Genomic DNA, 20,802 nt, shown 5'->3' on the forward strand with positions numbered 1-20,802 from the left:
TTCCGGTTCCCGCACGTACGAGACAGCGAGTCCGATGACGTTGATGCCCGGCAGTTTCCGTAACCGCCTTGCGCTGCTGTGTGGCGGCCTGGCGCTGATCGTGGGTCTACCGGCCTATCTGTACATCAACCACGTCTATGCGGAGCAGTTGCTGAACGAGCGCGGCCACGCGATACACGAACTGGCGACCGCGATGTCCGCGGTGCTGGCCGAAAGCCTGAACGAGCGCCGCCGCGAGATCGAACTGCTGTCCGACACCCGACTGTTCCGTCGCGAACCGCTGGACGACAGCGCCTTTCGCGGCAGCCTGGAGCGGCTGCAGAACTCCTATCCGCAGTATTCGTGGATAGGCGTTGCCGATCTCGACGGCGTGGTGCAGGCGGCCACGCATGATCTGCTGCTCGGGCAGAACGTGGCGCAGAGGCCGTGGTTTGCCGGCGGGCTCGACGGGGTTTTCGTCGGCGATCTGCACGAGGCCCTGTTGCTGGCCAAGCTGCTGCCGAAGAAGGGAGCCGGCCCGATGCGCTTCATCGACATCGCGGTGCCGGTGTCCGGTGAGGATGGTCAGGTGCGCGGCGTACTAGCCGCCCATGTGCATTGGGACTGGGCAGGCTCCGTACTGCGGGTGCTGCGGCCGAGCAACGCCGAGCGCGTGGGCATGGACATTCTCATCGTCAACGGACAGGGCGACGTGATCTATCCGGAGGACAGTCGACTCGTCGTGCCGCAACCGAGCGGTCGCCCGACGCAGCCGGGCTTCTTCATCGACAACTGGTCGGGCACCACGGCCTACGTAACCTCGATGGCGCCGGTGCGCGAGATCATCCAGACCAGTCCGCTGGGCTGGCAGGTCGTCATCCGCCAGCCGCTCGATCGGGTGATGGAAGACGTGGTGGCGCTGCGCAAGGTGGTGCTGGGGTTTGCGCTGCTCGCGGTGGCCATCCTGCTGCTGCTGTCGTGGGTGGTGGCGTCGCGACTGAGCCAGCCGCTGGAGCGGCTGGCGACGCTGGCGCGCCGGATCGAGAAGGGCGACGAGGGTGTCACGCTCGAAGTGGGGGCCGGATCGGTCGAACTGCGTCATCTGGTCGACGCGTTGCGCGGCATGGCGGCAACCCTGATACAGCGGCGCGAGGCGCTGGAGGCGAGCAACCGCGACCTCGAACACAAGGTGATTGAGCGCACTGCCGAACTGGCGCGCCTCAACGACGAACTGCGCGATCAGGCGCGGCGCGATGCGCTCACCGGTCTGCCCAACCGGCTGGCGGCGAACGAACGCCTGCGCGACGAATTCGTCCGCATGCGGCGGTCGCGCAAGGGCTATGCGGTGCTGGTGGCCGATATCGATCACTTCAAGCGCATCAACGACGGTCATGGCCATCCGGCTGGCGACGCGGTGCTGCGCCACGTCGCGGTGGTGCTCAAGGCGGCGCTGCGGGAGAGCGATTTCGTCGCCCGTTTCGGCGGCGAGGAGTTTCTGCTGCTGCTGCCCGCCACGTCTCTGGACGACGCATGTCGCGTCGGCGAGAAGGTCAGGCGGGCGGTCGAGATGTCGCCCACCGCGGCGGTCGGCGTCGTCACGATGAGCATAGGCCTTGCGATGGCGCAGCCCGATCACGAGGACGAGGACGCCGCCGTCCGCCTCGCCGACGCCATGCTCTACGAGGCCAAACGCGCCGGCCGTAACCGCCTGGTCAGCGAACAGGCGCAGACGGCCGACGGCTGATCCGGCCGGTCATTGTTCGCGCGCTCTTGAAATCGAAACATCCCGCCACTACTATTAGCACTCGTTGGCAGTGAGTGCTAACACAGCGGTGCGCTGTGTCGCATCGCCCCGAATATCGTCAAACGTCGCGACTGGGTTCGCGCCTTCAATCTCAAGGAGTCATTGCATGAAAATCCGTCCGTTGCACGACCGCGTGCTGGTCAAGCGTCTGGAAGAAGAGCGCAAGACCGCTTCGGGCATCGTGATTCCCGACGCAGCCGCTGAAAAGCCGGATCAGGGCGAAATCATCGCCGTCGGCGCCGGCAAGATCCTGGACGACGGCAAGGTTCGCCCGATGGCCGTCAAGGCCGGCGACCGCGTACTGTTCGGCAAGTATTCCGGTCAGTCGGTCAAGGTCGATGGCGAGGAATTCCTCGTCATGCGTGAAGAAGACATCATGGGCGTGGTCGAGGCCTGATCGCCTCCTTTGCTCTGAATTTCTGAATACTCAAGGAGTTAGATATGCCCGCAAAAGAGGTACGTTTTGGTGATTCCGCCCGCGAACGCATGGTTGCCGGCGTCAATGTGCTGGCCAATGCAGTCAAGGTGACCCTGGGCCCGAAGGGCCGCAACGTGGTGCTGGAGCGCTCCTTCGGCGCCCCGACCGTGACCAAGGACGGCGTGTCGGTCGCCAAGGAAATCGAACTGAAGGACAAGTTCGAGAACATGGGCGCCCAGATGGTCAAGGAAGTCGCTTCCAAGACCTCGGACGTCGCCGGTGACGGCACCACCACCGCCACCGTGCTGGCCCAGGCCATCGTGCGCGAAGGCATGAAGTACGTGGCTGCCGGCATGAACCCGATGGACCTGAAGCGTGGCATCGACAAGGCCGTGACCGGCATCATCGGCGAGCTGAAGAAGATTTCGAAGCCCTGCTCGACCAGCAAGGAAATCGCCCAGGTTGGCTCGATCTCGGCCAACTCGGACACCTCGGTCGGTGCACGCATCGCTGAAGCGATGGACAAGGTCGGCAAGGAAGGCGTCATCACCGTCGAAGACGGCAAGTCGCTGAACGACGAGCTGGAAGTGGTCGAGGGCATGCAGTTCGACCGCGGCTACCTGTCGCCGTACTTCATCAACAACCCGGACCGCCAGATCGCTGTTCTGGACAGCCCCTTCGTGCTGCTGCACGACAAGAAGATCAGCAACATCCGTGATCTGCTGCCGGTGCTGGAACAGGTGGCCAAGGCCGGTCGTCCGCTGCTGATCATCGCCGAAGACATCGAAGGCGAAGCGCTGGCCACCCTGGTGGTGAACAACATCCGCGGCATCCTGAAGACCGTCGCCGTCAAGGCCCCGGGCTTTGGCGACCGTCGCAAGGCCATGCTGGAAGACATCGCCATCCTGACCGGCGGCACCGTGATCGCTGAAGAAGTCGGCCTGTCGCTGGAAAAGGCCACGCTGCAGGACCTCGGCCAGGCCAAGCGCATCGAAGTGGGCAAGGAAGAAACGACCATCATCGACGGCGCCGGCACCGAAGACGCGATCACCGCACGCGTTGCCAACATCAACACCCAGATCGATGCCGCAACGTCGGACTACGACCGTGAAAAGCTGCAGGAACGCAAGGCCAAGCTGGCCGGCGGTGTTGCGCTGATCAAGGTCGGTGCCGCGACCGAAGTCGAAATGAAGGAAAAGAAGGCACGCGTCGAAGACGCGCTGCACGCCACCCGCGCTGCCGTTGAAGAAGGCATCGTGGCCGGCGGCGGCGTCGCCCTGGTGCGCGCGCTGCAGAACCTCGGTGACCTGCGCGGCGACAACGCCGACCAGGACGCCGGCATCAAGCTGATCATGCGCGCTGCCGAAGAGCCGCTGCGCCAGATCGTCGCCAACGCTGGCGACGAGCCGAGCGTGGTCGTGGCCAAGGTGAAGGAAGGCAAGGGCAACTTCGGCTACAACGCCGCCTCGGGCGAGTACGGCGACATGGTCGAAATGGGCGTGCTGGACCCGACCAAGGTCACCCGCACCGCACTGCAGAACGCCGCTTCGGTTGCTTCGCTGATGCTCACCACCGACTGCATGGTGGCCGAGCTGGCCGAAGACAAGCCGGCTGCCGGCGGCATGCCGGGCGGCATGGGTGGCATGGGCGGCATGGGCATGGACATGTAATGTCCGCTCCGGTCGCCGTGAGGCGACCGGGCCCGGTCTGTCAGACCACGGAAAGCCCGCACTTCGGTGCGGGCTTTTTTTCGTCCACGGGCTGCAGTTGCGACGGATGTGCGAAGGCGTAACGAGAGCGATCGAGTTCGAGGGGAGCGATTCGGACGGACGCCCGAAAAATGGGTGGGGAGCACCCCGTGCAGGGGAAGGGTGCTCCCCGGGGCGTGCCGGACTGACCGGTTTGCCCCCGAGGACCAAAAGAAGAACAGCGCTGCGCAGACTATTCTTGAGCGCTTACATCTCCCTTACACTGGTGTCCGGTGGGGCTATTCAAACCCCGAACCCGAGTGCGAACGCAGAAGACGTTCATGGAGGAGGCGGCCGCAAGGCTGATTTGCTATGCATATCCTGCTTGCCGAGGACGATCCGGTCATTTCTGATGCCGTGGTCCGGGCGCTGCGGCGCGCCGGCTACGCGGTGGACAGCGTGGCCAGCGGCGGTGAGGCCGATGCGGCGCTGCATGGACAGGGTTTCGATCTGGCCATCATCGACATCGGCCTGCCCAAGCTGTCCGGTATCGAGGTGATCAAGCGCATGCGCGCGCGCAAATGTACGACACCTGTGCTGATCCTGACCGCGCAGGACGGCATCGACGACCGCGTGCGCGGGCTCGATGCCGGCGCCGACGACTACATGTGCAAACCTTTCGCACTGCCTGAGCTGGAGGCGCGCGTGCGTGCGCTGACGCGGCGCGGCACCGGCATGCCCACCCGCATCGAGATCGGCAGCCTCGCCTACGATCAGACCGATCACGTGGCCAGCGTCAATGGTCAGGCGATCGAACTGTCGGCGCGCGAGACCGCATTGCTGGAGGTGCTGCTGCTGCGCGCTGGCCGGCTGGTCAACAAGGAACAGCTGGTCGACCATCTGTGCGGCTGGGGCGAAGAAGTGAGCAACAACGCCATCGAGGTCTATGTGCACAGGCTGCGCAAGAAGATCGAGCACAGCGGCCTGCGCATCGTGACGCTGCGCGGCCTGGGCTACTGCCTGGAAAGACCGGATGCCGTCGCGTGAGAAGCTGAAGAACCGTCGCAGCAAATCCGGCGAAAGAACGGGCGAGTACAACTCGCTGTTCGGCGAAATCCTCGACTGGATGCTCGCGCCGCTGATGTTCGTGTGGCCGATCAGCATCGCCATCATTCACAACGTGGCAGACGACATCGCACACGCACCCTATGACAAGGTGCTCGGCGACAGCGTCTACGAGCTGAGCCGGCAGGTGCGCTTCACGCCGGTCGGTGCCATCTTCGTCAAGCCGCCGCAGATGCGCGACCTGTTCCACATCGACGGCGAGGACATCATCTACTACCAGGTGCTCGGCGGTGCCGGCGAACTGCTGGCCGGTGACAGCGAAGTGCCGGACGTGCCGGACGAGAAGCCTTGGAAGCCGGGCGAGCTCTACTTCCGTGGCGGCCGCGTAAACAACGAGGACGTGCGGATCGCCTACATGTTCCAGCCGGTTACCACCATTCCCGGTTCCTACGTGACGGTGCAGGTGGCTGAGACGCTGAACAAGCGCGAGGCACTGACCTCGCGCATCCTGTCCGGCGTGCTGCTGCCGCAGTTCGTCATCATTCCGATCGCCGTCGTGCTGGTCTATTTCGGTCTGGGCCGTGGGCTGTGGCCGTTGAAGCGGCTGCAGGCGGTGATCGAGAAGCGGCGGCCGACCGACCTGTCACCGATCGACGTGCGTCGCGTACCGGAAGAACTGCGCCCGCTGATCAATGCGCTGAACGACATGATGCTGCGGCTGGAGGTGAATCTCGCCGCACAGCAGCGCTTCATCGCCGACGCCGCGCACCAGATGCGCACCCCGCTGACCGGCCTGAAGAGTCAGGCCGAGCTGGCGCTGCTCGAGAACGATCCGGCACAGATCCGTGCCTGCATGGAGCAGATACTGGTCAGCGCCACCGGCGCAGGGCACCTGATCAATCAGCTCCTCGCACTGGCGCGCGCCGAAGCGAGCACGGAGAAGGTGCATGCGATCGAGCGGGTGGAACTGAACGCGCTATTCGAATCGCTGATTGCCGACTGGGTGCCGGCGGCGCGCAGGCGTCATATCGACCTCGGCTTCGAGCGGGCGCACGTCGCGCTGCATGTCGATGCCAATCCGGTGCTGCTCGGCGAAATGTTCAAGAACCTGATCGACAACGCGATCAAGTACACGTCCTACGGCGGGATCGTCACCGTGAGACTGAAGGCGGATATCCGCGCGATCCTGGAAATCGAGGACACCGGGCCCGGCATTCCGGTCGAGGACAGGCAGCGCGTGTTCGAGCGCTTCTATCGTGTGCTCGGCACCCAGGTCGAAGGCTCCGGACTTGGCCTGCCCATCGTGCGCGAGATCGCGGAACTGCACCGCGCCGAGGTCGAACTGCTCGATGCGCCCGGAAATGGCGGACTTATCGTGCGCGTGTCCTTTCCGCGCGTGGTGGAACAGGTACCCAACGAGGCCGCGGCACTGCCGTGGCCGGTCTGAGGGCAGGCATGGACACGCTGGATATCGGACTGCGCGCGGTTGTCGTCCTCAAGGGACTCAACGAAATCGTGCTGCTGACGCTGATCGGTCAGGCGGCGCTCTACCTGCTCGCAGGCAGCCGTCGCCACGGCAATCTGATCTACGGTGCGTTCAATCAGGTTGGCGCGCGCGTCTTCCGTCTGTTCCGTTACGTCACGCCGCGCTTCGTGCCTGACCGCCACCTGCCCTTCGTGGCTTTTCTCGGTCTGTTGCTGGTCGAACTGGTGCTCATCATCGCCAAGATATCGCTGGTTGCCGAAACGATGCTGCGCGCGCAATGATCGACGCAAAACCTTTGACAGAAACGCGATCAGATACTAATATCGCTGGCTCTTTGGCCAAGTAGCTCAGTTGGTAGAGCAGCGGATTGAAAATCCGCGTGTCGGTGGTTCGATTCCGCCCTTGGCCACCAGAAAAACGCCCCTTGCGTCAGTAGCTTACGCAGGGAGCAAAAAGATAAGGGCCGCAAGGCCCTTTCTTTTTGCCCGAATTTTGTGCAGTTCTGGCGAAATTCTGACGTTTTTCTGTGCGGACCCTGTCGGGCACCTGCAGATGGCTGCGAGTGCATGCGCGTTTCCGACGCTTATGCGCTCGACAGACGGCGGCTTGCCCGCCGCACCCATCGCCTGAATCGAAGCCCTTCACCGACGGCATCAAGCGTTTAAGTGGCAGTGCTACACGTACTTTCATTGGAGAAAGTGCGATGTACCCTGTAACCCCCTCCGCTGGAAACCCGGCAATTGCCCGCCTCACCCTTCCCTTGACCCGGGGAGGTGCGTGACATGGCCACCCCGTATCTTGAAGGCAGTACCTGGTCGGTGCGTTTGCGCATCAAAGGCCACGACGTGTACATGAGCGGCTACGCCAGCGCACGCGAGGCCAGAATTGCCGCCGAGCAGAAGAGTGTCGAACTGCGCAGTGGCTACACGCCTATACACGGCGGCCCAAAACGCCATACGGTGGCGCAGGCCATGTACCTCTATGCCCTGGAACGCCTGCCGTTCATCAAGGGTGCGCGCCAGGAAGCCTCCCGGATCAATGCCTACCTGCTGCAAGCGAAGTTAGGGCGCATATCCGTCGAGCGCATCAAGCCGAAGCGGGAATGCCGTGACGAATCCAGTGGCCCGTACTTTGAAGTGCGTTACGTGCCCTCAGCCGAGCAGCCCATACCGCCGGGGCTCCATGCGCATCGCGAATCGCTGAGCGAAAAGGCGCAACACACCCGACAGGCGATCAGAAGGCTTGCGGCACTCTCGATGGCTCAGGTGACGCCCCGCGACGTCCAGGATCTGATCGATGCACGACTGCGGGACGGATTCAAGGCCGCGACAGCGAAGCAGGAACAGTCGCAGTTGCTATCACTCTTTGAGCATGCCATCAGGGTGTGGCAGTGGCACGGGCTTTCCGGAAACCCGGCCTCCGAAACAGGCCTGCGCATGCCTCCCATCGACAACGCACGCGAAGAGACGCTCACGCAAGGGGAGTACGAGCGGCTCATCGCTCATATCAACGCCGATCCCAAGCACGTAAGAAACCGCTTTGTGCTGCCTTCCCTGAACTTCCTTCTCGAGACCGCGATGCGCTCAGGTGAAGCGTTCGAGACGATTCTCTGGCGGGATCTCGATCGCGAGAGAAAGATCCTATTTCTGACGGACGCAAAGGAGTTGTCCCGAACGGTTCCGCTCAGCCCGGGGGCGATGCAGGCGATCGAAGACATCGAAAGGCTGTGCCGTGAGCGAGGCCTTCCGATGGGCGATGATGATCCGTTGATTCCAATTACACACGCAGCAATGTCGAAGGCCTGGAATCGATGGTGCAAGGGAGCGGGCGTCGAAAACGTCACTCTTCACGATCTGCGTCATACGGCGGCCACGCGCTACGCCAAGGAGCTTGGTGGAGATGTCAATGTGCTGTCTGTCATCACCGGGCACAAAACACTTTCCCAACTGGGGCGTTATGTAAACCAGCGTGCGGAGGACGTCGCAAGGGCCCTGCACGGCGAAGAAGAGATCGACGAAAGCCTCTTGCCGGCGGGCCTCAGGACAAAAGGGCAGAAGACGACGCTGACAAGCATTGCCCAGCTTGGCAAGGATGATGGCGGCCCAGACGGAACGGCGGACGAGCGTTGGCGGGAAACGGAAAGCGCTGCCGCTTCAAACGTGATACACGCCCAGTTCGGCCTGCGCAGGGAGGTGGCATGAAGACGGCTCATGTTCGCCGAACCCCTGCGCCGTGCCGCGTGCCTCCTGGTCGAGTGGTGGGAGCGCTTGAAGGCGCGAGCCTTGACCCGGCGCCGAATCGAGCAAGAAGAGCTGCAGCGTCCAAGGTTGGCGAATACTCGGTGAAGAAGCACTTCGTGCTTGCCTGCAAAAAGGCCGGCGTGAACGACCTGCACTCTCATGACTTGCGGCACGAGGCCATCAGCCGATTTGCCGAATCGGGCAGGTGTGGACTGCTTGACCTGCAGGCGATCAGCGGGCATCGGGACACGCGCATGCTCCTGCGTTACACGCATCTGTGCGTGCAGCAACTCGCGCAAAAAATGGACGAGATACCGACGCAGGACATCGAATATGTCCACAAGGAGCGCAGACGTCGCGCGCGGCTTAAGCTCGAAGTGCCCGTTGCGGGTGTGAAGCCGCTTCGCGTCCCTGATCCCCCGGCCTCGACCAGGCTTTCTGAGCGCGCTGACTTTGCGGTAAATGTAAATGTCATCATCGCGGCATTCGGCTCGACCCGGGTTGCGGGAGGCCACCGATGAGCGCTAACCCCATTGTGTATGAGGATCACAGCCTGAGCCCGCTCACGGGGCTCAGCCCTCTCGAGGCCTGCTGTCTGTTTTACACATACTGCCGCCTGAAAATGCCTGAAGCGCTCGAACTGCAGTTGCGCGGGCTTGACGCGGATCTGTCAGTGCGCTTCTTTGCGCAGCATCCGGTGCTCCGACGAGAGTTCGTTCTCGTTATCACCGTGCATCGGATGGTCCAGTCCCGACATAACGCCGACTATCTACGCTACCTGATCGAGTGCTTGTTGGAATTCAACGGGTGTGGGGGCGTCGAGCTCGAGGCGACCGAGGCCATTTCCGTTTACCGGGCTGGGTATTTGGACGTTCCGGGCCTGATTGAATTCCGGAACGGCGGGCTCTTCCTGGATCGAAGGTCGGAAGACGTATCCAGCGACGAAGACGCGTCGTAACACCTTGTCCAGGACAAAAAATGACAAAAGCTTCCGTTTTTGGATAGCGAAGCGCGCTTGCAGCGCCTAGGATGAGAAGTGGGAGAGCTTGAAAGAAGCCTCGCCCTCTCACCTCCTCTTTGCCCGCCTTGAGCGGGCTTTTTTCTTTCATGGGTTGCCCAAACAGCGCGAGTGAGGGCGAAGATCAGCGCGGTCATGACGGCGCAGTTTGCCTGCGGTAACGGACTCGATGACGCTGAAGATAGCGCCCACCAGAGATGCACTGGATGCGGAGACCGAATTCCTATGGCTATGTCTATATGTCTGCGCCGCGCAGGCGTGCTGTGTATTGATACACGCGAATGAATCTAGCGCTATATCTCAGACCAGTCTCGGATGGCTTTTTGCGCCTAGATAACCCAGAAGTTTCGCGTGCTAAGCTCGCAATCGGCATAACAACAAAGAGACATGAGCATGATCGAACCCGCACGACATTTTGGGCTTCTCTCCGTCATCCTGGGGCTTGCCCTGGCGGGGTGTGACACAGAAAAAGCACGGGAGGCCGCACGCGCCGAGGCGCTGCAGCAGAAGACTGATCTGTGCATCGAGCACCTGAAGCCCTCGCTGAAAGATCCGTACTCAGTAAAGGTATTCAAAGCCACGGTCTCCCCTGGAAACCCTAATGTGATCGCCATCGACTACCACGCCAAAAACAGCTTCGGCGCCTATATGCCGGGTGAGTTCAAATGCGAGATCGTGGACGGAAAGGTGGATGAAGGCGCCACTCGTACATTGAACGCCATTGCCAGATTAGAACGGGAAACTGCAGCCCAACATGCTTACAACATCTGCTTGGAGGAGAGCAACGCGAATCTTGCGCGAGGAGAAGCGGGCCGGGATTGCCAGAAGCCCTGAGCTTCTCGAAGGTCTCTTCGTCGCTAGCGAGCCCATTTATCGCGCAATCGGGCATATAGGAGCCAGAGACCGCAGCGGTGGCGCCGATGGAGACAGGCCGCGAGATCGCGCGAGACAGCCGGTGTCGGCCGATGGAAAGTTCAAGGGCGTAAAAAGGATGCTGACCGCGACGACTGACACTTGGGATTACCGACGCGCTTTTCTTACCAGCCTCTCCCTCCGGGAAGAGGGGGGCGGGCGCTGGACGGCCAACACTCCGGCACTGGGTCTCCGATTCGAGATTGAGCACCACCGGATCAACCTGGTCGCTGTTTTAAAGATCTCCTGCGCGGGTTGTGAGCGGTACGATTTCGTACCGCCAACGCTCACGGAAGAAGCACTGAAGGATCTCATCGAAGAGCGATTGGTCGACGAAATCCTCAGTGCGTACGCCAGAGCGCCCGGCTGACGGGTGGTGTGCGGCTTATCGACGCGAATCAGATGGCCGACCCTGGCCGGGCATCGTGACTTTGCTGCCCCGCCGTCGGACACGGGCCAGCGGCTAGACGAGGACGCCTTTCGGTCGAAAATCCGCTCTGCGCACCGGCGAAAGCTACATTCATGACGCCATGTGCGCATGGACGCATGGATCACTTCGGTCGTCCCGAAAACAGCTCAGTAAGCGCCTTGAGATCCGGATCGTCATCGTAATTTTTTCGTACCCGAGGAGGCACAGTCCTCTTCTCATCCGCTGGCGCAGTCTGCGCCAGCCCTTCAAGCTCAGTCGAATGGATCAGGGTGGTGTCGGCCACGTTCGACGTGGAGTCTGGGTCGGGTGAGATTTTCGGATCAGTCTCGGGCGTGTAAAGGGGTTGAACCACCTCGCTTTCCTCGTGCGACTCGTACCGGTCTTCCGGCTGGATGGGGTGAGCCAACTGGTTCGCATGGGTGCGGGAAGACGTGCTGGAGTGCGTAACGGATTCCTCCGCGCAGGTCGCTGCAGATCGCGTGCTCAGCCCCTTCAACTTGAGCACCTTGACTGGCTTTTCTCCGCGCAGACGCCGAACGAGGTTTTGGATCGGATTGAACTGGAGGAGCCAGCGCCAGATGCGCTCAAAAATCAGCGGCAAGATCGGTGCGCAGAGCACAGCCAAGGCAATGTACAAGTAGACCCGTTGGTACCATGATTTTGCGACCTCGATGCGGTACGAATGTTCGTCGGAGAGCTGGTCGAGAAAACGATTGGGAAGTCGCCAGTAGAACGGCGTATCGGGAAGCAAGACCTGGTGAGCGGCCGGGAAGTACTTCGCCCGATCTGCGAGCAGGCTGACGCGCTCGCGCAGGGCGACGCACATACTGCTCTCATCGTCGCGACATGCTGAGACCGATACCGACACCTGGTCCTGGCGGTTCCGTATTTCGGCGCAGCCCTCCCAGTCCTTTCGATCACAATGTGCGACCGCGTCGGCCAGTCGCGGCAGGTGAGCTTCTGCAGGCCACCTTGCAGCGAGTTCAGCCAGAAGTTCGGCTGGCCGCGTGTCGACAGGGGGAGGCTCCTCGCAGCCCGCAATGAGTGCGGCTGCGACGATCAATGCGGCGCGTCTCATGCGTCCCTCAGAAGCGAGCATTGGATACGGTTACGCACGTAATCGGGGACATACAAAGCCCTGTCTTCGTAGTACTTCCGCGCAATCGGATCGGATCGCCAGAGCGTGAACCTTGATCCGGGGGCGAGCGCCTTTTCATACCTCGCGACGATCGCCGGGCTGTCCGAAAAGATGAAGAATTTGTCGTACCGTGGCGATCCCTTCCTGTCGTCGAGGGCGATGCAGATCTTCAGTATGAAATCGTCCAAATCCCGGCCCCACTTCGCGCTCAGTTCGACTTCGACTGCGGCCAGGTCTCCGGACGTGCACAGTTTCCATACGACGTCCGGTTTCTTCTCATCCTTCTTGTCGCCCGCACGCTGCAGCATGCGTTCCGTAAAGTACGCACTCGCGTGACCGGAGCGGAGGGCGGTGAGCGTGAGCTGCTGTGCTATCAGGTTGTGCCTGATCAGATGCTGCGGGATGCGCAACGGATTGATCTCGATGTAGGGGTATGAATCGGTCCGGAACCTTTCCGCTTCTTCGAGCCCGATCCTGCTCAAAGTCAGTACTGATTTCGGTACACCTTTCTGCACGCAGCCTGACTGAGTTCGGGTTTCAACGAGGAGCCCGGAACGCACGAGTTTCGCGGCGTAACCGCCTGCGGCCTGCCCTACAACTTGGCGCAGCAGGTCGGCACTGGTCCAGCCATTCAGGTAGATCCATTCCAGTGCTGATTTGAGCTTCGCCTCGCCTCGAGCGCGAGGGCTTTGTCCGTTCAGGTATTCGGCGGCATTCGGTGTTTTCTTGTGTGTGGGTGCTGCGGGGTGCTGTGTCATTGGAGATCACCTCAAAAAGAAGGGTTGTTCTCCGTGTAGCGCCCTGGATTTATCCCTCGCCCGACATCTGGACGAAGCGAGCTTCGTCTGCCCCGTCGTCCCGATGGGGACGAAGAGGCAGACGATGTCTGTCACGGGCTACAGCAGTCGGTGGCGACTGCTTGCGCGGCCCGAGAGGCACCGGCAAGGCGCTCCTGCGGAGCGTCGGCTAGGGCCGATTCCCTTGCCTGATGCGGCTGTACGCCGCCTCTGCCTCCCAGACCTTGCCTTCACGCCCTTCGGGCTGCAGCGGTGACGTACCGTCACCTCGCGGGGGCGCGCGCAAAGCGCGGCTACCCGCTCCGCGGGCTTCTCTCACGCACCGGGCGTTGCCCGGTGCGCTCGATCGGCGCTGCGCGCTCTCGCTTGCCCACAGCCCGACCGCTGCGCGGCTCGGACTGCGGGACCCGGCTCGACCTTCGGCCGTTCGGCCTCACCCCTGCGGGGCACGAAGCGGGTAGCCGCGCTTTGCTCGGCGCCCGGGGCTTCGCCCCCCCGAAGCTGACGGCCGCGTGGGCGCGGCCTGCGCTCGGGCGACGGACGCATGCGTCCTGCCCGGCGCCACGCTTCCGGCTCCCCCCTGCACCAGCCCGAGGGGCTGGTGGGGCTGCGGGCGCGTGCCCTGGCCCCCGCTTCGCGGCACCCGTTGCGCTCGATATCGGTGTCGCGGATGAGAGGTTTTTCTCCCCTCGGGGGCGCTCAACTCGCTCGCCTGCGGATTGCACCGAAGCGACTCCGCGAGTCTCGAGACTGTGCCTTTTGATCTACGGAAAAGTGGCGGCCGACCTGGTGCGAAAGCCCCGTGCAACAGGGACTGGAGAGGAGGATCTACCGAACTCGCGATGCGCTGCTTGTGGCGGAGCCGGGCCGGTGGACTTCGCCGGAAAAAGGGCGCGATTCGTCGTTTCGCTCAGGGGTCAATTCACTGTGCCGACGGATGGCGGCTGCGGGGAAAAGGAGAATGCTGAAGCATCGAGCCTCAGGGGCAGATCGAGGCAGTTGGACGAGCGGCTGACGCCGGCAACGGGGGCGGATCCATCGCGCTTTTTGCTCTTCAAGAGTATGCGCCGCTGACGTTTCTCATGAGCAGGTCGGAGAGAAGCTGCTGGCCGGTGACTGTTCCGAGATACTCGATCGCAAAGCTTCCGCCGAGTACGGGCTGAGGGCTGGTCAGCCAGTGCCCGGTCCAGACTGCCGCGTCAAAGTCTGTCGGATCGCCGCATTCCTCGACCATCGTCTGAACCTGACCGACGAGACGCTGCAAGCCCAGAACACGCTCGCCCTGATCGGCGGGCAGCGCTTCCCAGTTCCTCGCTTTGCGGCGGATCTTTGAAGGGGGCAGGCCGAGCGCGCAGCACAGCTCAACGAACGGCAGGCCAAGTAGAGCCGCCAAATCCTCGACTTCTTTCGCCGGGATCCCTTGGTGGACAGTAACCGCCAATTCGCCCCAGCTTGCGGCACTCGCTTCCTGGAAGCGCTGGATGTTCCGGCACCGATCTACTGAGTTCTTCGCCTTCCGAATCACGACAGCTCTCCCTTCGCGTGCATCGCCCCAGCGCACGGGGCTGCTCGACTCTGATACGCTAGCACCATGTGCTCGCACTTCGTAAATCGCGTCTCGTATTACGGCTACTGCCTTCCCAGGCGGTAGGCGCACGCGCGTCCATTCCGCCCGAGGCGGACTAGACGTTAAACGCAGTCTCCCTCGGGCTTTTGCCCCCTCCAGGAGACTGCAATGCCCGCAGATTTTTCAGACCTTTTTAACCTGCTCGAAGAGCGTGGCTTCGTCCATCAGTGCACGGACGTTGAAGCGCTTCGCTCGTCGTTTGCCAACGGCAGTCTGACGGCCTACCTCGGCTTCGATGCGACTGCGGATAGCCTCCATGTCGGTCACCTCCAGGGCTTGATGCTGATGCGCTGGCTTCAACGCGCCGGCCACCGTCCCATCCTGCTCATCGGCGGTGCCACAACCCGGATCGGCGATCCGAGCTTCCGAGACAGCAGTCGCCCTATGCTTGATGCGGCAACCATCTCGGCCAACATTCAGGGCATTTCGAGCACCTTCCCGAGGTACCTCACGTTTGATGGCGGCGCCAATGGTGCGCTCGTCGTGAACAACGCCGAGTGGCTGGACGGTTTGAGCTACCTCGAGTTTCTGGATCAGGTTGGGCGGCATTTCACGGTCAATCGGTTGCTCGGTCTCGATGCGATCCGAAGCCGGCTCGAGCATTCATTGTCGGTCCAGGAGTTCGCTTACACGCTGCTTCAGGCTCACGACTTCACGGAACTGGCCAAGCGTCATGGCTGCACCCTGCAGGTGGGTGGAGCTGATCAGTGGGCGAACATCATCAATGGCATTGAGCTCTCCCGACGTCGGGGAGGGCCGGGGCTGCTCGGGCTCACGATGCCGCTGCTTGCCACCGCTGACGGGCGAAAAATGGGGAAGTCCGCTCAAGGGGCGGTGTGGCTGAACGCGGAGCGGCTCACTCCGTTCGACTTCTGGCAGTTCTGGAGAAATACGGATGACCGCGATGTCGGTCGCTTCCTTGCTCTCTTCACTGAACTGCCCATGGATGAGATCCGAAGGCTGGGTGCCTTACACGGCGCAGAACTGAACGAAGCGAAAGTCGTTCTCGCCAACGAGGCGACTCGACTGGCTCACGGGGCGGAGGCGGCCGAGGTGGCAGCACGTGCGGCCGGTGGTGTCTTTGGCCAAGCCGACGATGTGGACGGTCTCCCAACCGTGCTGCTGAGTCAGGAACGGTTGGCCGCCGGTGTCTCCCTCGCTGAACTGGCGGTCGAAGGCGGGCTCGCGAACTCGAGAAGTGCCGCCCGCCGGCTCGCTGAGGGCGGGGGCCTGCGACTTGATGGAGAGCCGGTGAGGCAAGCGGATGTCACGCTTTCGGCGGGTTCGACCGAATGGAGGCTGTCGGCAGGCAGAAAGCAGCACATTCGGATCGTGCTTGCCGATCAACCGCGTTAGCCGGACTGCCTTGGCATGGATACGGAAAGTCTCCTGAGGCGTGGTCCGAGGAAACAAGGCAGGTCACTCCGACGTGTCAGATCAACGCCGCTTGACGAGCTGCGCCTCGCGGTGCCGGCTCAGCAACCAGCCTTTCCGCCGGGAACTGTGTCAGCCACGTCGGTGCGTGCTCGGGTTTCACGTGCAGCCACTCTTCGTAGGAGCCCGGCTCGAGGATGACAACCATCCGTTTCTCTTCACCGGGCTTGTGCATCCGTTTCATCAGCGGATGGTCGTCTGCGTTGATGGTAAGCATGGAGAAGGAGTACTGGATTCCATTGCTGACCGCTCTCGACTCCCAAATGCCGGCGATGCCCAAGGCCCGCCCATCGGCGGCGCGAATGGCCCAACGCACCGCGGCCCCAGTCTCATAGTTCGGCTCATAGATCACGTCTGCCGGAATGATGCAGAACTGCCCTCGTCGCCACGCATGACGAAAGGAGGGCTTCTCGTAGGCCGTCTCGCTGCGTGCGTTGTACGTGCTCCGGACGAGATCGGGCTTTGCCCAGCCGGGTAGCAGGCCAAAGGTCGCAAGGACGGCATCCTCCCGAACCTCATTCGTAATGATCGGCGCCGTGTAGCCCGGGAAGCTCTCGCTCTTGAATTGGCCGACAGGGAAAGTCCATCGAAATGCGGCCTCCCAGGCCGCTTGAGCCGATGGAGTGTAGTTTGCGCACATATCAATGCATGTCAGGATAAGACGTCGCCAGTATCCAACTGCTCGTTGTCGCTGTCACGCGCGCTTGGGGCTGTTTCAACATCGATCTCGCCTTCCTCGATCCAGTGCGAGCCCTCCCCCCAAACCGCGCATCTCTGCTGAACGAGCAGTCGAAGAACCCTATGCCGTTACGCATATCTTGTCCGCGGTTCAAGCATGAAGTGTCCAAAGCCTGGGATGGGAGCCGGGCCGAAATCAGTGGCAGAAGCAGTACCAGGCTCACAAGATCGATCCGAGCCTGCCCAGGCCTACCGAAGGTGCGCTGCGCCGGCAGCTCAATGCGATCAAGAAGGTCGAATTTCCCTGGACGCAGGAGGTGACCAAGTGCGCACCTCAGGAGGCCATCATCGCCTTGGGCCAGGCCTACCAGAACGGGTTCAACGCCTTGTCCGGCAAACGCAAGGGCCCAGCCCTGCGTGCTCCGCAGTTCAAGAAGAAACGCCGAACTCAACCAGGGTAGGGCGCAACTTGCGCACGAAGTCATAGTAGGTTGGTGGCAAAGCCATTTCAGTGGACCTCTCGGGTATGCCACAGCCGCAGCACGTAGATGATCGAATCCTGAAGTTCGTAGCGAACCTCGTACTCCCCGACCAGAATTCGCCGTACCTCGCGCGGCTCGAACTGGAAAAGTTGCTCGCCGATGCTTGGGTTGGTCAGCAGAATGGTCGGGGCCTTGGTCAGCGCCTGCACCGTCCGCGCGGCGGCGGGCTTGTTTACCGGAGCCAGAAATTCATACAAGCGCGCCAAATCGAAAAGCGCCTTGCTGGTCCGCTTCCGCTCCATCAACGCGGCACCGGCAGCGGCTGGTCAGTGCCAAGGCTCTCCGCCCACGCTTGCACGGCCTGGTGATCGATGACGCGGCCGGCGTCTACGTCGGCCAGCGCTTCTTGGGTCAGTCTGTCGCGCTCCTCTTCCTGGGCGATCCATGCGGAAAGCGCCTGCTTCATGATCCAGCTGCGCGAGCGCTCAAGTCGTGAAGCCATCTGATCTACCTTGTCGGCCAGCGGAAGCGGCACGTGTGCGGTCAGCACTTTGGTTGCTGCGGTCATGTTGCACCTCCTATCGGAACTTGATCTTGCCGGAGCCGGCAACACTTTGGTCACGGTGCGGCGGATCGCCCCGCACCAGGATGTCACCAGACCCGGCCACGCGGGCGCGCACTTCGGAACAAATGAGCGCCTCAATGTCGCCAGACCCGGCAACCGATTGGCGCCGATGCCTTTACGCCAGACGAGGCGCATCACACGAATGCGCGTCATCGTTCGCGCTCTGGGGGCAATTCCATTGCCAGTTTTCCTTGTCGCGCGTCTGCCCGTGCGAGCGCGCGCCGGATGGCGTAGGTGCGCGGGTCGTGCGGATGAAGGGTCCGCGCTATCTGGTACAACGTCGCGTACATCGTTGGCGCAGCTGCAATCAGCGCACCGATGTCCGGACGCACCCCGACCGCAACGATCTGGCGGTCGTGAGCTACAACAACGTTCTCCCGGCCGTGCGCGTAACTGTGGAAGTACCAGGGCGCGACTCTCGACCATTTTCGATACCACTTCTCGCTGGTCACCACGGGACTACTAAAACGAAACGAAGGGAAAGTAACTGTATGGATATACAGTTATCGGTGCAACGCCTATTGCTCGGCGCGGCTATCGCTGTCATATCCCTTGGAACCCAAGGTGCAGAGCTGGTTGGACAAGTTGTTGCCGTTGCTGACGGGGACACCCTGACAGTTTTGGACGGAGAGCGGCGCCAATACAGGGTAAGGCTCCAAGCTATTGATGCGCCTGAGAAAGGCCAGGACTACTGGCGCGTCTCCAAACAGTCCCTCGCCGACCGGGTCTTCTCCCAATTCGTCACCATCGAGTACGAGAAGAAGGACCGCTACGGCCGACTCGTCGGCCGAGTACTCCGGGACGGGCGCGACATCAATTACGAGATGCGGAAATCAAAGCGTACCGGCTCTCTCGCGGCGAGAATCAAACTCAGTTCTGGACTCGTTTTGGGGTCACACAGTCAGGCGGAAGCAGGTACGAGAGCGGTAGAGAGTTACCGATACCCGTTGCCATGCTGGTGCTGGCGTTTGCCGCTGGACTGCTGGATGAGAAGAGCTTGGAGAAGTTGCGGCGAAAGGTCGCATACATAGAGGGCGCCCCAATGAAGCGAAGCCCATGTTTGAGCTTCGCTTTGGCGCCCTCAGAGGTCGTCATCTGCAGGTAGAAGTCTCGCTTGAGCGGGTCGTCGATGTAGATGAGGGTGCGGCAGTGCGTCCAGCTCAGTTGTCTACGCGCTGCGGAGACAATTGCTTCATCAGGGAAAGCCTCGGCAAAGCGCAGCATGTGGCGCAGGTTTTTCTCGGAGAGGCCCCGGCCGTAGTCGGCCTCCAATTGTCTCATCACTGCCGAGACAATCTGCTCGCCGTAAGCGGCACGCTCGCCCTTGAGCACTGAATGACCCAAGCTGATTACCCCGGTACGGCGAACGACGAGCTGTTCACCTGTGATGAGGTGGGGAATCGAAAGAGCTGCACGCAGGGCAGCCTGAGTGCAAATGCGAGCACCCGTTACTAGGCATATGCAGCGGACAGCAACCGACTGCCGGAGATCTGGATCGGCAGACGAGCGGGACGATGGGGTCTATGTTCGCGCATTACTTCGAGGGCCGGCCGACAGCGCAGGCTTGCAGTGGCGCGAAGACGCTGAACTGAGATGCCAAGGGCAGCCTGAAGATGGGGGGTGGGAAATATACAGCTACGACGCGATGGACTACTTTCGACGTACGACCGGAGGCAGTCTGGGCAATCGCAGGTACTTCCCGGCAGGCGGGCTCCTAGAATCCGTTGAGACAGGCGGGGTGTTGAAGGAGCGTTATTTCCGGGCCGATTTACATCGATGCCCAAGGATTTTCCTGGCCGTGCGAGGGTAATCGCGAATAAGGGCGACGATTCGGCGAGAGAGTGCGCCTAAGAACTTCGCCCGTAGCAGGGGGCAGAGGGCTCTTCCGCCAGTCAATTCGGGCAACATCGTACGCACTTCGTCGTAATCCATATGGGTTGACTTGGCTTGGATACATACGAATGGATTAGTCTTTGGCATTGCTGCCCAGTAGGCTCCTTTGCTCGAGATTATTCTAAGAGAAGTGGTGCGAGATTTTGAAGGATTGCCTCAATAACGGAATATGCCTCCGACCAGGCTGGATTAAAGAAACTATAGATGATAAGCGCGCCTAAACGGGTTAAGGTGCGTCCATAGTTGTCAATTCAAACGGGAGCGGTAATTGATGCAATCAACGTTTTTTCCTGTGCTTAAGTTGATTGTGTGCCATATTGGTGTCTCCGGTTTGTTACTTTCGACCGCAGTTTGTTATGCGGCATACCCTGCGCGGCATATGTGGATGTTTGACGGGAGCGGTTACGCGTTGGGCCAAGGAACCTTTGATGGAAGTACATACTACAGCCAAAGCGGGGTCGCTTTAGCGCTTTTTGAACATGCAGGGCCAGCCTGTGCTGCCGCATCAGCCTACAACAATCAGCCATACGGTGGTGTGTACGAGATCATTGGTGCGGGGGGGGTAGCACTTTGTTTTCGTCCTGATGGACAACAGCGGGTCTCGATTAGTCGACTCGCAATCTGTCATGAAGGACCAAATTCCTCGGGCGGAACAAATGTTTACTATGGGTACGAGCCCTGTACCGGAACGCCGGTTTGCCCAGTCGGTCAATTTTTTAATTTTAGCAAAGGTCTTTGTGAGCCTGAATCTCGTATTGCTGTCGGAAAATCAAGGAGCGCAGGCAATCAATGCCCCTCGACGTCCCATCCGATAGGTTTGGGTTCAGGGAACAAGTATTTGTCGGAATCGGACGTATCGTCGGGTTCTTTGGGATTCGTCCGGAGCTACAACAGCCTGAGCATTCAGGCTGGGTATTCGGAGCTGGTGACGGGTTCGAGCACAGGCGTGATGCCGCTGGGTGTGGGCTGGAGCGTGGGGTACCAGCAACAGATCCGCGTCTCGCCGTCGAGCGGCAGCACGGCGTGGGCGATCCGCCCGAGCGGTCGGGTGTTTACCTTCGGGTTTGGTGGAACAGCCTGGGTGGCGG

General features: G+C 61.4%; 21 protein-coding genes, 1 tRNA gene and 2 pseudogenes. 16 read left to right on the forward strand and 8 right to left on the reverse strand.

Going from position 1 to position 20,802, the window contains the following annotated elements; all coding sequences use genetic code 11:
* Positions 1–34: 34 nt before the first annotated feature.
* The 12 genes from IV112_RS14065 to IV112_RS14120 all read left to right on the forward strand — a co-directional run bounded on the left by IV112_RS14065 (position 35) and on the right by IV112_RS14120 (position 10,980).
* Positions 35–1,723 (forward strand): sensor domain-containing diguanylate cyclase, encoded by a 1,689-nt coding sequence (locus IV112_RS14065; protein WP_304004260.1) that lies wholly within the window; start codon positions 35–37, stop codon positions 1,721–1,723.
* 166 nt (positions 1,724–1,889) lie between these two features.
* Positions 1,890–2,180 (forward strand): co-chaperone GroES, encoded by a 291-nt coding sequence (groES, locus tag IV112_RS14070; RefSeq protein ID WP_304004262.1) that lies wholly within the window; start codon positions 1,890–1,892, stop codon positions 2,178–2,180.
* A gap of 44 nt (positions 2,181–2,224) precedes the next feature.
* A complete protein-coding gene (groL, locus tag IV112_RS14075) occupies positions 2,225–3,871 on the forward strand; it encodes a chaperonin GroEL (RefSeq protein WP_024300804.1) in 1,647 nt (548 codons plus the stop codon).
* A gap of 390 nt (positions 3,872–4,261) precedes the next feature.
* Positions 4,262–4,936, forward strand: coding sequence for a response regulator transcription factor (locus tag IV112_RS14080; protein WP_304004264.1), 675 nt, complete (start codon positions 4,262–4,264; stop codon positions 4,934–4,936).
* Positions 4,923–6,401, forward strand: coding sequence for a sensor histidine kinase (locus IV112_RS14085; RefSeq protein WP_304004266.1), 1,479 nt, complete (start codon positions 4,923–4,925; stop codon positions 6,399–6,401). The genes IV112_RS14080 and IV112_RS14085 overlap by 14 nt, the downstream gene beginning before the upstream one ends.
* Before the next feature lie 8 nt (positions 6,402–6,409).
* On the forward strand, positions 6,410–6,721 hold the full coding sequence (locus IV112_RS14090) for a hypothetical protein (protein WP_304004268.1): 312 nt from the start codon (positions 6,410–6,412) through the stop codon (positions 6,719–6,721).
* Positions 6,722–6,776: 55 nt separating this feature from the next.
* Positions 6,777–6,852: transfer RNA gene (locus IV112_RS14095), tRNA-Phe, on the forward strand.
* Between the two features lie 370 nt (positions 6,853–7,222).
* Complete coding sequence (locus IV112_RS14100; protein ID WP_304004270.1) at positions 7,223–8,641, forward strand: tyrosine-type recombinase/integrase; 1,419 nt, start codon at positions 7,223–7,225, stop codon at positions 8,639–8,641.
* Positions 8,638–9,201, forward strand: coding sequence for a tyrosine-type recombinase/integrase (locus tag IV112_RS14105; RefSeq protein WP_304004272.1), 564 nt, complete (start codon positions 8,638–8,640; stop codon positions 9,199–9,201). Before IV112_RS14100 ends, IV112_RS14105 begins: the two co-directional genes overlap by 4 nt.
* Complete coding sequence (locus IV112_RS14110; protein WP_304004274.1) at positions 9,198–9,638, forward strand: hypothetical protein; 441 nt, start codon at positions 9,198–9,200, stop codon at positions 9,636–9,638. Before IV112_RS14105 ends, IV112_RS14110 begins: the two co-directional genes overlap by 4 nt.
* Positions 9,639–10,085: 447 nt before the next feature.
* Positions 10,086–10,532 (forward strand): hypothetical protein, encoded by a 447-nt coding sequence (locus tag IV112_RS14115; RefSeq protein WP_304004276.1) that lies wholly within the window; start codon positions 10,086–10,088, stop codon positions 10,530–10,532.
* The gene (locus tag IV112_RS14120; RefSeq protein WP_304004277.1) at positions 10,492–10,980 is read left to right on the forward strand and encodes a hypothetical protein; all 489 of its coding nucleotides are present in this window, start codon (positions 10,492–10,494) and stop codon (positions 10,978–10,980) included. The genes IV112_RS14115 and IV112_RS14120 overlap by 41 nt, the downstream gene beginning before the upstream one ends.
* A 181-nt stretch (positions 10,981–11,161) precedes the next feature.
* On the opposite strand, the gene IV112_RS14125 is transcribed toward IV112_RS14120, so the two are convergent.
* The 3 genes from IV112_RS14125 to IV112_RS14135 form a co-directional block, all read right to left on the reverse strand.
* Positions 11,162–12,118: a hypothetical protein gene (locus tag IV112_RS14125; protein ID WP_304004279.1), complete on the reverse strand. Its 957-nt coding sequence runs from the start codon at positions 12,116–12,118 to the stop codon at positions 11,162–11,164.
* Entirely contained in the window at positions 12,115–12,936 is an 822-nt protein-coding gene (locus IV112_RS14130) for a hypothetical protein (RefSeq protein ID WP_304004281.1), read from the reverse strand. Before IV112_RS14130 ends, IV112_RS14125 begins: the two co-directional genes overlap by 4 nt.
* 1,093 nt (positions 12,937–14,029) lie before the next feature.
* Positions 14,030–14,500: an antitoxin Xre-like helix-turn-helix domain-containing protein gene (locus IV112_RS14135; protein WP_304004282.1), complete on the reverse strand. Its 471-nt coding sequence runs from the start codon at positions 14,498–14,500 to the stop codon at positions 14,030–14,032.
* 210 nt (positions 14,501–14,710) lie between these two features.
* Here IV112_RS14135 and tyrS point away from each other — a divergent pair, with 210 nt between their 5' ends.
* Positions 14,711–15,958, forward strand: coding sequence for a tyrosine--tRNA ligase (gene tyrS / locus IV112_RS14140; protein ID WP_304004285.1), 1,248 nt, complete (start codon positions 14,711–14,713; stop codon positions 15,956–15,958).
* 76 nt (positions 15,959–16,034) lie between these two features.
* Here tyrS and IV112_RS14145 read toward each other — a convergent pair whose 3' ends face one another.
* The 4 genes from IV112_RS14145 to IV112_RS14160 all read right to left on the reverse strand — a co-directional run bounded on the left by IV112_RS14145 (position 16,035) and on the right by IV112_RS14160 (position 18,273).
* Entirely contained in the window at positions 16,035–16,676 is a 642-nt protein-coding gene (locus tag IV112_RS14145) for an SOS response-associated peptidase (protein ID WP_304004287.1), read from the reverse strand.
* Positions 16,677–17,222: 546 nt separating this feature from the next.
* Positions 17,223–17,498 (reverse strand): type II toxin-antitoxin system RelE/ParE family toxin, encoded by a 276-nt coding sequence (locus tag IV112_RS14150; RefSeq protein WP_304004298.1) that lies wholly within the window; start codon positions 17,496–17,498, stop codon positions 17,223–17,225.
* Complete coding sequence (locus IV112_RS14155) at positions 17,498–17,764, reverse strand: CopG family ribbon-helix-helix protein (RefSeq protein ID WP_304004289.1); 267 nt, start codon at positions 17,762–17,764, stop codon at positions 17,498–17,500. The genes IV112_RS14150 and IV112_RS14155 overlap by 1 nt, the downstream gene beginning before the upstream one ends.
* A 206-nt stretch (positions 17,765–17,970) precedes the next feature.
* Positions 17,971–18,273, reverse strand: coding sequence for a hypothetical protein (locus IV112_RS14160; RefSeq protein WP_290898521.1), 303 nt, complete (start codon positions 18,271–18,273; stop codon positions 17,971–17,973).
* Positions 18,274–18,312: 39 nt separating this feature from the next.
* Here IV112_RS14160 and IV112_RS21515 point away from each other — a divergent pair.
* Positions 18,313–18,642 (forward strand): annotated as a pseudogene (locus IV112_RS21515) (thermonuclease family protein); the annotation flags it as partial.
* Between the two features lie 11 nt (positions 18,643–18,653).
* Positions 18,654–18,722: pseudogene (locus IV112_RS21570) on the forward strand (hypothetical protein); the annotation flags it as partial.
* On the opposite strand, the gene IV112_RS14165 reads toward IV112_RS21570, so the two are convergent.
* Entirely contained in the window at positions 18,692–19,153 is a 462-nt protein-coding gene (locus tag IV112_RS14165; RefSeq protein ID WP_438362240.1) for a DUF1016 N-terminal domain-containing protein, read from the reverse strand. The pseudogene IV112_RS21570 and the gene IV112_RS14165 sit on opposite strands and share 31 nt — an antisense overlap.
* Positions 19,154–19,985: 832 nt before the next feature.
* Here IV112_RS14165 and IV112_RS14170 point away from each other — a divergent pair.
* Positions 19,986–20,802: DUF6531 domain-containing protein (locus IV112_RS14170; RefSeq protein ID WP_304004294.1), on the forward strand; the 817-nt coding region annotated here is incomplete at its 3' end.

It is taken from the genome of Methyloversatilis discipulorum (assembly GCF_018780585.1).
In the GTDB taxonomy this organism is placed as follows: Bacteria; Pseudomonadota; Gammaproteobacteria; order Burkholderiales; family Rhodocyclaceae; genus Methyloversatilis; species Methyloversatilis discipulorum_B.

Bases quoted from the DNA above. Each gene is read 5' to 3' on its own strand.
- IV112_RS14065 (WP_304004260.1), top strand. From the start codon at position 35: ATGACGTTGATGCCCGGCAGTTTCCGTAACCGCCTTGCGCTGCTGTGT.
- groES (WP_304004262.1), top strand. From the start codon at position 1,890: ATGAAAATCCGTCCGTTGCACGACCGCGTGCTGGTCAAGCGTCTGGAA.
- groL (WP_024300804.1), top strand. From the start codon at position 2,225: ATGCCCGCAAAAGAGGTACGTTTTGGTGATTCCGCCCGCGAACGCATG.
- IV112_RS14080 (WP_304004264.1), top strand. From the start codon at position 4,262: ATGCATATCCTGCTTGCCGAGGACGATCCGGTCATTTCTGATGCCGTG.
- IV112_RS14085 (WP_304004266.1), top strand. From the start codon at position 4,923: ATGCCGTCGCGTGAGAAGCTGAAGAACCGTCGCAGCAAATCCGGCGAA.
- IV112_RS14090 (WP_304004268.1), top strand. From the start codon at position 6,410: ATGGACACGCTGGATATCGGACTGCGCGCGGTTGTCGTCCTCAAGGGA.
- IV112_RS14100 (WP_304004270.1), top strand. From the start codon at position 7,223: ATGGCCACCCCGTATCTTGAAGGCAGTACCTGGTCGGTGCGTTTGCGC.
- IV112_RS14105 (WP_304004272.1), top strand. From the start codon at position 8,638: ATGAAGACGGCTCATGTTCGCCGAACCCCTGCGCCGTGCCGCGTGCCT.
- IV112_RS14110 (WP_304004274.1), top strand. From the start codon at position 9,198: ATGAGCGCTAACCCCATTGTGTATGAGGATCACAGCCTGAGCCCGCTC.
- IV112_RS14115 (WP_304004276.1), top strand. From the start codon at position 10,086: ATGAGCATGATCGAACCCGCACGACATTTTGGGCTTCTCTCCGTCATC.
- IV112_RS14125 (WP_304004279.1), bottom strand. From the start codon at position 12,118: ATGAGACGCGCCGCATTGATCGTCGCAGCCGCACTCATTGCGGGCTGC.
- IV112_RS14130 (WP_304004281.1), bottom strand. From the start codon at position 12,936: ATGACACAGCACCCCGCAGCACCCACACACAAGAAAACACCGAATGCC.
- tyrS (WP_304004285.1), top strand. From the start codon at position 14,711: ATGCCCGCAGATTTTTCAGACCTTTTTAACCTGCTCGAAGAGCGTGGC.
- IV112_RS14145 (WP_304004287.1), bottom strand. From the start codon at position 16,676: ATGTGCGCAAACTACACTCCATCGGCTCAAGCGGCCTGGGAGGCCGCA.
- IV112_RS14150 (WP_304004298.1), bottom strand. From the start codon at position 17,498: ATGGAGCGGAAGCGGACCAGCAAGGCGCTTTTCGATTTGGCGCGCTTG.
- IV112_RS14155 (WP_304004289.1), bottom strand. From the start codon at position 17,764: ATGACCGCAGCAACCAAAGTGCTGACCGCACACGTGCCGCTTCCGCTG.